The 12,624-nt window shown below is 46.9% G+C and carries 12 protein-coding genes; all 12 read left to right on the forward strand.

Annotation, left to right across the window (positions count from 1 at the left end; genetic code table 11):
- Window positions 1-111: 111 nt before the first annotated feature.
- Window positions 112-690 (forward strand): Pvc16 family protein, encoded by a 579-nt coding sequence (locus AC58UU_RS29305; protein WP_497320834.1) that lies wholly within the window; start codon window positions 112-114, stop codon window positions 688-690.
- 12 nt (window positions 691-702) lie between these two features.
- Entirely contained in the window at window positions 703-1,506 is an 804-nt protein-coding gene (locus AC58UU_RS29310) for a beta-sandwich domain-containing protein (protein WP_497320836.1), read from the forward strand.
- Window positions 1,507-1,632: 126 nt separating this feature from the next.
- Window positions 1,633-3,366 (forward strand): phage tail sheath family protein, encoded by a 1,734-nt coding sequence (locus AC58UU_RS29315; RefSeq protein ID WP_171694288.1) that lies wholly within the window; start codon window positions 1,633-1,635, stop codon window positions 3,364-3,366.
- 42 nt (window positions 3,367-3,408) lie between these two features.
- Window positions 3,409-3,843 (forward strand): phage tail protein, encoded by a 435-nt coding sequence (locus AC58UU_RS29320; protein ID WP_057304094.1) that lies wholly within the window; start codon window positions 3,409-3,411, stop codon window positions 3,841-3,843.
- Between the two features lie 121 nt (window positions 3,844-3,964).
- Complete coding sequence (locus AC58UU_RS29325) at window positions 3,965-4,342, forward strand: hypothetical protein (RefSeq protein WP_057304095.1); 378 nt, start codon at window positions 3,965-3,967, stop codon at window positions 4,340-4,342.
- A gap of 20 nt (window positions 4,343-4,362) precedes the next feature.
- Window positions 4,363-4,542, forward strand: a complete 180-nt coding sequence (locus tag AC58UU_RS29330) for a DUF6760 family protein (RefSeq protein ID WP_307449325.1) — start codon at window positions 4,363-4,365, stop codon at window positions 4,540-4,542.
- 7 nt (window positions 4,543-4,549) lie between these two features.
- Window positions 4,550-5,005 (forward strand): phage tail protein, encoded by a 456-nt coding sequence (locus tag AC58UU_RS29335; protein WP_497320837.1) that lies wholly within the window; start codon window positions 4,550-4,552, stop codon window positions 5,003-5,005.
- Between the two features lie 67 nt (window positions 5,006-5,072).
- Window positions 5,073-9,668 carry a hypothetical protein gene (locus AC58UU_RS29340; RefSeq protein ID WP_497320838.1) on the forward strand — a complete coding sequence of 1,532 codons (4,596 nt, stop codon included), beginning with the start codon at window positions 5,073-5,075 and terminating at the stop codon, window positions 9,666-9,668.
- Window positions 9,669-9,731: 63 nt separating this feature from the next.
- The gene (locus AC58UU_RS29345) at window positions 9,732-10,358 is read left to right on the forward strand and encodes a CIS tube protein (RefSeq protein WP_307438311.1); all 627 of its coding nucleotides are present in this window, start codon (window positions 9,732-9,734) and stop codon (window positions 10,356-10,358) included.
- A 4-nt stretch (window positions 10,359-10,362) separates the two neighbouring features.
- A complete protein-coding gene (locus AC58UU_RS29350; protein WP_497320840.1) occupies window positions 10,363-11,451 on the forward strand; it encodes a phage late control D family protein in 1,089 nt (362 codons plus the stop codon).
- Window positions 11,451-12,176 (forward strand): phage baseplate assembly protein V, encoded by a 726-nt coding sequence (locus AC58UU_RS29355; protein ID WP_497320842.1) that lies wholly within the window; start codon window positions 11,451-11,453, stop codon window positions 12,174-12,176. The genes AC58UU_RS29350 and AC58UU_RS29355 overlap by 1 nt, the downstream gene beginning before the upstream one ends.
- A gap of 18 nt (window positions 12,177-12,194) precedes the next feature.
- Window positions 12,195-12,596 carry a GPW/gp25 family protein gene (locus AC58UU_RS29360; protein WP_307550182.1) on the forward strand — a complete coding sequence of 134 codons (402 nt, stop codon included), beginning with the start codon at window positions 12,195-12,197 and terminating at the stop codon, window positions 12,594-12,596.
- Window positions 12,597-12,624: the final 28 nt, after the last annotated feature.

Genomic DNA, 12,624 nt, shown 5'->3' on the forward strand with positions numbered 1-12,624 from the left:
TTTTATTCCTATAGTCATCCTAGTAAATTGCAATTATAATAAGAAAAAGATACACATTATGACATAATCCCCACCAATTCTATACATTACATAGGTATTTTGAGGCAGGAAGTGATTCCTATTGGCGATTATTCTGTAATTGCAGATGTAAGCGCATCTTTAATCAAGCTGCTCAGAGAAAATATGACCCCTGATCCCATTCCTCAACCTGAGATGATTGGGCTTGCTTCGCCTGTCGATAAAGGGGATTTCTACTTATCTCTCTATTTGTACAACGTCCGCGAAAGCGGCGATAATCGTCGTACCCACATGATTGCCAGAGGGACGAATGAAATTCAGTATCCGCCTATGGTTGTAGATCTTAGCTACATGCTGACGGTACAATCACCAGCAGAGCTGCAGTCCAGAGCGCTGGATGAGCATCGGATACTTGGAAGAGCGATGCAAGTACTCTACGATCATTCCATACTTCGAGGTTCTATGACCCTCGGAACGCTTGCTGAGCAAGATGAAGAAGTTCGCATTGTCATGGAGCCTCTTAAAGGAGAAAGCATGCTGAATATGTGGAACTTCGCTGAAACCCCTTACAGACTCTCTGTTAGCTATTCAGTTGGGCCTGTAAATATCGATTCAACCCGCATCAAGACAACCAAAAGAGTTTCGGAAACCGATTTTCGTATACAGGGTTAGGGGGCTTAGGTTGTGGACCACATTCGCGTATCGCTATTGAAAACCCGCGTATCCTTGGTTGTATGCGTCATCGATGCAATTACCTCAAAAACTCCTCTTGGCAACACGACCACCGTTTATCTGGAAGGCACCCGTTCGAAAGCAATTCATAAAACGAATGGTTCCTATATATTCAACGATTTACCGCCCGGTGATTACCGTCTTAAGGTAAGCAGCGAGCACTATTTTCAGGAACAAACTCTCATCACAGTAGGAACCGACAATTTTATAGAGGTTGTTCAGTTAAAGCCGCTTCCGTCTTATCCTTTTTCGCAAGGAACTGGACTTATCCGAGTCATGCTGCAGGATGCAGCCGGAGCTCCTCTAAGGGATGCCCAGCTGAAGGCGATGATTTTATCAGAGGAGTGTGCCCGCGCTCGAATTATGGTAGACCAAGTCGACAAGGGAGCACGTGAAGTAACATTGGGTTCGTTTACAGGTGTTATCGCAGTTGGAGATTCTTACTTGCTTCGAGGACGAGGCCCTAAAGCTGCCGAAGAGCAAATTCGAATCGTTGAGGTACTGGAGCATCAAAAGCGTTTTCGTCTAGAGAATAAGCTGACTAAAGCGTTTACTCGAGGAGCACTGCTGCTGCCTGTCCAAGAAACCCGTGTTACAGAACGAGGAGAGGCTGTTGTTGCTTTTCGTGGCAATCGGATTCCATCCTTTCAGACAGAATTGGCTATTACATACGGCGAAGATCGGCGGCATATTATGAAGGAAGTAATAGTAGCAGAAGGAACAACTACGAACCTCGGAATCATACGGCTGACTTAACCCTAATTAGTAGAATGGACACGTCCATCTTCTATACAAAAATGACAAGCAGAAAGGAGAGAACTGGTTTCATGTCTGTGGCCGTATTGATTTGCAAGAAGTGCCATCTGACTGAACTGGGGAACAATGGCTGACTATTTATCACCTGGAGTCTATGTGGAAGAGTTTGACAGCGGGGCGCAACCGCTTGAAGGTGCAAGCACAAGTACGGCCGGGTTTATAGGGCTTGCGCAAAGAGGGGAAATTGAAGGTGTCCCTCAACTGGTTACGAGCGTAGCTGATTTCCATCGTTTATTCGGCAGCTACTTGTCCGAGAATGAATTCGGTGAGTATCGTTTCCTTTCTTATGCGGTTGAGCATTTCTATTTAAACGGAGGTTCTCGTTGTTATGTCATGCGTGTAGCGCCAACTGACGCTAAAGTAGCAACGAACAAAGCGGCAACAAACAAAGAATCCGCGATTCTGGAGATTGCTTCCAAGAACCCAGGAACATGGGGTAACCAAGTTCGCATTGTGGTTGTTCCGTCCAGTAAAGCTAAAACGCAAATCTATGAAGTGCTGAGCGAGACTCAATATCGCGTGAAAAATAATGCTGGCTTCAATGTCGGCGATGTTGTTGCCTTCGAAGCTGCTGGCCAGAAGCAGTACAACAAAGTCGTTTCTTCCCAAGATAACATTATTGAGCTTGCTGAAGCGCTTGATGGGGATGTTGTGGACAGCGGTCTTCTTCCATCCAAAGTGTTAACAACTAGCGAATTCACGTTGCATGTATTTTACGGCGATGAAGCAGAGACTTATGAGAAAGTGTCCCTAAACATCTCTGCAGCGAACCACATTGAGAAAATTGTTTCCCGTTCGAACATCATTACGGTGAAAGATTTGACAGATGGTAAGGATCTGGGTGCTGTTGCTCCGTTCGAAGTGCTCTCTGGTGAAAGTGAAACGGTTGGCAAATTCCAGATCGCATTGTCTGGTGGAAGCAACGGTTCAATCGCGCAAGTGACTCCTGATATCTTCATGGGTGTAGACCGTGGACCTGGTAAACGTACAGGTATCCAGTCTTTCATCGACAACGATGTTGTTAGCATCATCGCGATTCCAGGTGTAACTGAACCTACGGTTCAATTATCTCTCGTAGCGCATTGCGAAAATCTGGGCAGCCGTTTTGCCGTTCTTGATATTCCACGTGAGAAAACAAAAGTAGCCGATGTGATGACGCACCGTAACATCTTTGACAGCAGTTACGCAGCGATGTACAATCCGTGGCTTCAAGTGTTCGATCCATTAGACAAAAGAAATATATACATACCGCCATCTGGCTCTGTAATTGGTATCTATTCCCGTTCCGACCAAACGCGTGGCGTTCAAAAAGCGCCTGCTAATGAAGTCGTTCGCGGTGCAGTTGGCCTTGATTGCCAATATAACAAAGGCGAGCAAGATATCCTGAACCCGCAAGGCGTAAACTTGATTCGTGCTTTTGCCGGACAAGGTATCCGTGTATGGGGTGCTCGTACAACTTCGTCGAACGGCTTGTGGAAATATGTGAACGTGAGACGTTTGTTCATCTTCATTGAAGAGTCCATCAAGAACGGCACGAACTGGGTCGTATTCGAACCGAATGATGAACAGCTTTGGGCTCGTGTACAACGAACCATTGATGCGTTCTTAACTCGTGTCTGGAGAGACGGTGCCTTAATGGGCGGAAGTCCTTCCGAGGCGTTCTATATCAACATTGGACGCAGCACAATGACGCAGGATGATATCGACAATGGTCGACTTATCTGTGTGATCGGGGTAGCTCCGGTCAAACCTGCCGAGTTCGTAATCTTCCGCATTACTCAGAAAACAAGAGAAGAATAGTCGAAACGTTAGATATTTCTCATATTAGGAAAGGGGTATTATATGGCTGGCGAACGTAGGGATCCATACCGCAATTTTAGATTTAGAATTGAAGTAGAAGGTATTCAGCAAGCTGGTTTCAGCGAAATCTCTGGATTTGACGCATCCTTGTCGGTAATTGAATACCGCGAAGGAAACGAAACCATTACGCCTCGGAAGCTTCCGGGACTTGCGAAATATGGCAACATCTCACTAAAGTGGGGTGTTACTGACTCTATGGACATGTATAACTGGATGTCTGAGTCTATTCAGGGGAAAGTTTCCCGCAAAACGGTTACGATCATCGCAATCAACGAAGAAGGCGCAGATGTAGCGACTTGGCAGGTTATTGAAGCATGGCCGTCCAAGTACTCTGCTCCAAGCTTCAAAGGTACAGGCAATGAAATTGCCATTGAGAGCCTAGAGCTTGCCCACGAAGGCATGACACGCACGAAGTAATGCAGCGCTAGAGTAGGTGCCGGAGCACGAAGTCTCCGGTTCCTAACTCTTCTTTTTTTCAGGCGCTAAGCTAGTTTGCTTACGCAGTAGTTTTCTTTGATAATGCTAAGGGGGTAACATCATGGCTTTCAAAACGGAATATGAATTCGAGCTACCTAGAGGATATGTGGATGACAACGGTACGCTGCACAAGAGAGGCGTTATGCGGTTAGCAACAGCTGCGGATGAAATCCTACCTATGCGTGATCAACGCGTCCAGCAAAATCCGGGGTATTTAACGATTATCCTATTAACACGAGTGATTACCAATCTCGGTGATTTGCGTGCAATAGATACCCGAGTGGTAGAGAAGTTCTTCACGGCTGATCTCGCGTTCCTGCAAAACTTTTATCGTCAAATCAATGAAATGGAAGTGCCGAGAGTACACACAAGCTGTCCGAAATGTGAGCATGAGTTTGATGTGGACGTGTCTTTTTTGGACGAGATGGCGGGGGCATAACGGGTTATCCCATTGACAAGATCTATGAGGAAGCGGGCTTCATTGCTTACTACTTTCATTGGACGCATGATGAAATCATGTCAATGGAGCACCGGGAGCGCCGAACGTGGTGTGAGGAAATATCGCGCATCAACCGCAATCTGAACGACGATGGTAAAAAGCAGCCTGACAATCCGTTTGATGTGTTCGGTAAGAGGTGAGTAACAAGTGAAACAGTCCAAAAACGAGTCCAAATTGCATAACGTAGGTGGCGCATTCCGGTTTGAGGTAGAGCTTGACGGACTCATTGTCGGCGGTTTTTCTGAAGTAACAGGCATGAAGTCTGAAACGGAAGTTAAGCCCTTATGGGAAGGCGGCGTGAACACGCACCCCCACTATATGATCGAGCATACGAAGTATCCTAATATCGTGCTAAAAAGAGGCATCACCACTTCCAGCGAGCTCTGGGAATGGTACAATGGTGTCGCCCAAGGCAAAATAAAGCGTAAAAATGGCTCCATTATCCTACATAACCAAGCAGGCACGGAGATGTGCCGATGGAATTTTTTCAGTGCTTTTCCGGTGAAATGGAACGGACCTGATTTGAATGCCAGCAGCGGCAATATAGCTATCGAGTCGATCGAGCTGGTGCATGCTGGTTTGAAAACTATTTTCAAAAAATAAGTGTGAGTGCAAAGTTTACGCTTAAGATGCTAGTTTTGCTAAAGCAAAACTTTTAGGGGGATTGTTTATGAAATCTCGACAATCGCATAAACCCCGAGTGAAGAGAACCAAGGGCATTTTGCAGATTTCTGCTGCTAGCAGTAGTTCTGCAGGACGTGCAGCCAGGGAATCCAGACAGTTTGCATCCGGTATTATGGGCAAATACGGATTTTGGCGTAATAACTATTTAGGTCTATTAGCTCTAATTTTTAAACAAAAAGGAATTCTCACAGATAAAGAATTATCGGCCTTAACGGACACGAATGATCAGTCATGGGTTATCCAGCTGCAACTGCAGCTGCAAAGCTTGCAGCATCCCAAATCAGCACCCCTGATTACTAAAAAGCAAACGATTCGTCAGTTACAGCAGCTGATTGCGAATAGTGGTTACAGGCAAGTACTTGCTGACAAGATGAGCAAGAAAAAAGGACGAAAAAGCAAAAAGAATGCAGAAATATCCGTAAATCAAAAGAATCATCAAGCTGCTGCTCATGAGATTTTGGGTGAGAAGCAGGCAATGCCACCAAAGGAATCAAATTCAATTAACTACGTTAACAAAGGGAATTCACCGTTAATCCAGCGATCTATTCGGCAGATTACCGCTTCAATTGGGATGCTTTCACATGCCCAAAGCAGTAACCCGAATCAACAATCGCACTCGGTGAATGGACCTCAACATACAAAAATACATACACAGCGCTCAATCGTGCATAGAGCTGCAGCTATGGATAATCATGTGCAAGTAGTCAAACATGTGGGTGCTATTCGGCATACATTGCAATGGATAGAGCAGTTTCAAGTGGGGAAACTCAGCGCTGGTTTGCCTGATGGCAGGGTAGGTAATTCTGCTATTGCTCCTTCTGTGGTATCTACAATTGGGATGCAGCCTTCTATACTGCATGCTGCCAAGCTCTATATAAATAGTGTGGGCCAAACACAAACGCTGCAGAAGCAAAGACTTTCGCAGTATAATCATTCATTGCCAAAGCTTGGTGAGGGGCCTTTTTCGAAATCGGAAGCACCTGCTTCTGTGCATTTTATTAGCAGCTTACTTGTCAGAAATATGGCTAATGCCAGTGATATGGAGGATGTTTCGTCAACTGCTCTTTTGTCGCCGATAGGTGAGCCGAAGAACGATGGGAAACTAACTCGTAAGGAAGAAGTTTCAACTGCTAGAGGTTTTCTGGCTGCTAGTCAGCAACCATTAGCTATTAATGCGGCGCGTTTGACTTCAACTTTACCTTTTGCTATGCATGCTTCCACATCAAGGGGAGTAGGGCAGAGTGTGCCGCATGTTTGGCGTAAGCGGGATGAGCAAGTAGTTGGACAAGAGCGACTAACAGCTCAAGTGGTGCATCAAGATGATGCTTTGGCTTCAGTGAGAAGGCAAGAGCAAGAGGAACTAGTTGAGCGAATTCGTGAGCTACAGCAGGAAAGAGTGCAAGTGCCAACGCAGGAAAGATTGCAGGAGCGAGATCAGGGTAGTGAGCAAGGGCAAGAACGAGTACAGGAACAAGTAGAAGAAATTCTACAAAAGCGAGAACAAGAACAGGTACAAGAACTACTGCGAGGGCAAGAACAGGAAAAAGCGCAGGAGTGGGATAGAGCCCAAGAGAATGTGCAGATTCAAGTTCAGAATCAGGTGCAAAATCGAGCTCAGGATCAAATACAGGATCAACTGGATCAAGTAGAGAATCAGGTACCGAATCATCGAAACCAGGATCAAATACGGAATCAAGTTCAGCAAGATGAATATACACACCAAACAGTGCAGCTAAAGACAAACTCTTCTGCCGGTCAAAAGCTTGAGATGGGGACTGGGCAGCAGCCGATTTCGAAAGCTATCTCAAATGAAAATGTGGAAACTCGTTCAAGCACGCGTGAAGCTAACAAAAGAAATCGAGGCTCCTCCATGATGGAACGCCTTACCAAGCTCGTTACTAAACAAGTGACTGAGCAAGGTATTGAAGCATCTCGATTTGTAGAGGCTGCTTATCCTTCCCAAATACATAGAAAAGCAAGTGTGATGGACAATGGACTAGAATCTGTTGTAAAAATTCAAAGCAACGAGAAATTGCTAAAGCAGCTCGTCCAACGACAAAAACAAAGACAAAACTCTTCTAATGATTCATTTGTTGGGAGTATACATACAGTTCCACAAAATAAATTACAGGTGATCTCCGATCATCTAACAATGACTACTCACATTCCTCGGATTATGCGCAGGGAGAATATCGTACAAAGTAACGCTGATAATCCCATAGCCATCGCGAGATCGGCTGCGAATCCGAATGTGGAACCGATGATACAGTCACACTCTGAGGCAGTTCCACTACAACCAAATAGGAGTACAAAAGTAGATGTAAAGGCGCAAAGGAAAGAGGGTAGTACACAACTATCTTCTAATCCTAGTGCCAGTAGAGTGACACTCCAGGCAGGAAGTCCCCGTGAGGGATATCTGTCCAGTTTGCAAGCCAGTTCTTTTTTACAAGATTCACAGCGTGTCCTCCGAGCTGCTTCGAAACCTGAAGAGCAAGATGAAACAGGCATGAAAATGGGGTGGAATTTCCCAATAACTGCGAGGTCACCGATACTTGGGAACCAAACATCAAATGAGCTGGGTGATATGAAGCCGCTTAAGGGATATCGAGCTAGCTTGCAAGCCAGCTCGCGAATACAGCTGCAAGAAGTTGGGCGTGTATTTCGCAAGCTGGCAGGAACCGAAGTAAATAGTGAGCTAAGGAAGCAACAATCTGCGACACAAAAGGAAGAAAAACCAGCTTCTGTGCGAAGCATACTTTCTACTCCAACTTTAGCTTCTGAACTAGCTGCAAAAATGACCGAATCCAGTGCCAGAAAAATTAAAACAAGTCTGAACTTGGCAGCTGAAGCTAAAAGGAACGCTGGTTCTGAGAATCGACTTGATGGTTTTCAAACTAGCCTACAAGCTAGAGCTGGTTCTCCTAAACCGGAGGCTCGACGGATTTTTCGTACTCCTGTTGAATCGGCAGGTTCGAGACTGTTGGAAGAGGGCAGACAACAACCTTCAAGGACGAACGAAGATAGATTAGGGACGAAGTCACGCGGTGACTTCCCCTCCTCCCAAAGTTTAGCTTCTGAGATAGCTACAAAAGTAGTTGAAAACAGTTTGAAGAAGATTGGTCCTAGTCTTACAGTGAATGCAGATCAAATAGGATTACAGCGGAGCTTCTCCCGTAATACTGAGCTAATTGAGCCTGCTTCCGTTCGTGCCATTTGGAGGCAAGCTGAAAAAGGGTCGATAGGTGAGACTGGAACGAATATAGAGGCAGTAAGTGGAACCATCCGAGAAAGAGCCAGTGAAAAGGTTGGTAACACAGTTAACAACAAAGTTAGTAATGACAGTGCAAGTAATGAACAAGCAAACCATGCTCCACTGGAACTTGTTAGAGGAACTATAAGCCGGGCACCTGTGGACATGGTAAGAAGAACTGGCGGGCCGACGGGAATCGATCGAGTAAGAGAACAGCAAGCAGCGATACAAAGAAAGATCGATACCGAGGTAATGACGAGGATTCGACCAGAGATTGGCGGGGCTAGACAATCGATGACTCAAACTGGGACGGGTGAAGCAATGACCCGACAGATGACGAGTCGAACAAGCTCAGGAGAAGCCGGTCGAACAGCGGATATTCGCACAGGTGCAAGAAGAGCCAATCAAACGATGGATTACCGAGCAGCAGGCGAAGGGATGACTGGGCAAATGACGAGCCAGACCGGCCGAGCAGTTTGGCGCAGGGCGCAAGTCGAGCATGTTCAGAGACAAGTCATTGTCGATGACAGCGAGCGCGAGCTGCAGGCAGGGATTGGTTCGGAGAATCGAGTGGAAGCTGGCGGCTTCCAGTCAGATTCAGCGGAACGAACCATTCGGGCTAGAGTGAGCGCGCTGGAAGAGGAGCGCGCTCAGGGGGTTGAATCTGCTGCTGCTTCGCTGGCAGCAAGTAGTGCCGGCGGCGCGCGTGCTGCGAGCGCGCCGATAGCTCGCCAGCCCGTGAGCATGACACCGCGTGTCATGCCGCTGCTGGCGAGCAGCGCAGGAGCGCTTCGCGCTGCTCCTGCGGGTCTCACCCAGGCGGCTGCCATCAGCAGCGCCGCCGCAGGCTCTACAGCTGGTGCTCAGCGCAGCGCCAGCATGACCCACAGCAGCAGCACAAGCTTGGCTGCTGCCATCAAGCCGCTGCCCACTCAGGTGCAGCGGCAAGCACTAGCCGGCGGCGTGCTTAACGCCGGCCAACCAAACCAAGGCGCGCCGATGACCAGCAGCACGCCAACCGCGAGGCAAATCTCTCTAGCCTCGCAGCAACCACAACCCACGCTGGAGCACAAACAAACTCCAGCCGCAGAGATCAGCAGCACGCTAGCCGAAGCGCCGCTGGAGATGGACTGGCTGCGCACCAGAGCAAGCGCAGACGAAGCGCCAACCCCAGCAGCGCCGGTTCCTCAGGCGGTGCCGGAGCTAAGTGCGGAGCAGCTGCAGGAGCTGATGAAACAGCTCCCGCAGCTGGACATAGCCAAAATCGCGGACAAAGTTTACCGCGAAATTGAGAAAAAGATGAAGTTCGAGCGGCAGCGTCGCGGCATTTAATTATTTTCATCGTGAATCGTTAATAACGTTAAGTATAGATAAAAACAGAAAGGACAGACACCTATGGCGCTCAAGAAAGCAATGATTATCGTTCATAAGGGAAGCAAAACAGAAAATGTACAAGTGATGTTCAATCCGGGTGAGTATACCCTAGACACGAATAATAGCTACTCTTGGAAAACAGTGCCGGGTCTGTCCATGCCCATCGCTCAATTCGTGAGCGGAGGGACAACGACGCTGTCCATGGATTTTTATTTTGACACCTACGAAAAAGGGACGGACGTTCGTCTGCTTACGAAGAAAATCTCAGGTCTCTTGGATGTCGAGAAGGAGATCCATGCACCACCGCTTTGCCGGTTTGTTTGGGGGTCTCTGGACTTCAAGGGGGTAGTTGTGGCGGTTAATCAGCACTTCACGATGTTTCTGGAAACCGGAGTTCCGGTTCGTGCCAAGCTGAAAGTGACCTTTAAATCCACGCTGAGCAAGAAAGACCAGCTTAAGCAGATCCCCCGCCACTCGGCCGACCGGACAAAGCTGAAAATGCTGAATCAAGGGGAACAGCTTTGGATGATTGCTGCAACTGAATACGAGGATCCAACCTTATGGCGGGAAATCGCCAAAGCCAATCAGATTGATAATCCTATGAAAGTCGCAACGGGACGCCGCATTTCAGTCCCGAGGCTGGATTAAGCCGATGGCCTTAGAATTAGAAACGAGCTCCTTTCCCTATGACGAGTTGGCCAAAAAGTACAAAGATTTCTATGCGCCTTCCTATCTCATTAGCGTAGATGGAACGAAAATATCGGATACGATTGCCATTGATATACTTCGCGTTGAAACGTCTATCGATGGAACCGCAGACTCCTTTTCGTTTCGAATTGCGAATGCGTACGATATTACAAATAATGAGTTCCAATGGCTGTCAACGTTTTCTTTAGGCAAAGCCATTGAGATCAGTTTAGGTTATGTAGACAAAATGACCGCTGTATTTTCGGGACATATTACATCCGTTGTTGTTGATTTCCCGGAAGAGGGTGCTCCTGGCCTCATCGTGCGGGGGATGGACATTTCTTATCTCATGATGAAAGGGACCAAGTCTCGCTCGTGGAATAAGAAGAAATATAGTGATGTTGTTGAGGAAATCGCCAAAACGTATGGCTTCAAAACACATATTGATGCAACGACGACGGAATTTCCTGCGCTTTCGCAGAGTCAGATTAATGACTATCACTTTATTCAAAATTTAGCTAATTTGGTTAACTATGATTTCTTTGTTGTAGGGAAGAACTTATATTTCCGTAAGCCGCTCACGGCGATGACGGCATTGATGACGCTAGAAATGGGGAAAACCCTCCGTAGTTTAATGATTGATATGAATTTAGCCGAGCAAATCACAGGTGTAACCGTAAGAGCCTGGGATAATAAAGAGCTGAAAGTGATCGAAGGTAAATCGGCTAGTATTACGAAGCTGGGCTCAAATAGCAAGACAGGCAAGGATATTTTGGCATCTAAAGGTGATTTCATCGAGCATATGTACACGAATGTGTCCTCGGTAGAAGAAGCAAAAAGCTATGCGAATGCGATCCTAAATCGCCGAGCGATGAAGCTGATTAGCGGTAACGGGGAATGCATTGGGATTCCTGAGATTCGCGCCGGGCGATATATCAAACTCAGTGGTGTTGGGAAATCATTCGACCAGACTTACTATATTACCGGGGCTACACATATTTTTGACGATGAAGGTTATACAACTCGGTTTCAGCTGGGGGGAAATGTGGTCTAATGTTCAAAACTCCCGATATTACCATAGGTGGCGTGTCTGATTTTGCCAGTCAGAAATTTGGCGGCGTCATGGTCGCCATTGTAACGAATAACACCGATCCTGATAAAATGGGACGAGTGAAGCTCAAGCTGTCCATGCAGGAAACAGAGACCGAAACGGATTGGGTCCGTATCGCGACGTTAATGGGCGGTAAGGAAATGGGCAGTCTTTTTATACCAGAGGTAGGGGATGAAGTCTTAGTCGCTTTCCATCTGGGAGAGCTCCGAATGCCTTTCGTCATCGGCACGCTATGGAATCCGAAGAATAAGCCGCCTGCGCCCGCGGATAAAAATGATTTGCGCATGATTAAATCACGCTCCGGTCATGAGCTTTCTTTCAACGATAAAAGTGGTGACGAGAGCATGAAGATTAAGACGAAAAAAGGCCAAATTATTGAATTGAAGGATAAGGATGAGAGTATTTCGATCGCAGATTCAAGCGGGAATAACAAGATTATGATCAAGGGCGGCTCGGCGAATGAAATTTCGGTTGTGAGCCAAACCTCGAAGATCACCTTGAACGCCAAAGGCGAGGTCAGCATTGAGAGCACGAAGGAAATCAAAATCAAATCCACTCAAATTAGCATAGAAGCTTCTGCCACGATGGCTCTGAAGGCTGGGGCAACACTGGACCTGAAGTCCGATGGTATCATTAATATTAAAGGCAGTATGGTCAAAATCAACTAACGAGTGGAGCGTGACGAGGTGTCGGAAGCATTTTTGGGAAGAGGCTGGAAATTCCCCATTCAGGTCGATCCTGCAACAGGGCGAATCCGAATGTCTGAGTATGAGGAAGACATCGCCGAAGCGATCCGCGTTATTTTGGGAACCACACAAGGGGAGCGGGTTATGCGCCCGAGCTTTGGTTGTGGTGTTCAGGAATTTATTTTCGGATTAACGGACGATACAACGCTTCATTTGCTCCAAAGTAATATACAAGAAGCCATTCGGAACTGGGAACCTAGGGTTCACGAAGTCGATGTACAAGCCATTCCGGAAGCAGATGACCCTGCTAAGGTGATGATTCATATTTCTTATTTGGTACGTACGACCAATAACTTATTTAACCAAGTCTATCCGTTTTATTTATTTGAAGGATCGAAATAGAGAGAGGCTGGCTGCGGTAGCGATGACG

It is taken from the genome of Paenibacillus sp. JT22N1 (assembly GCF_059692155.1).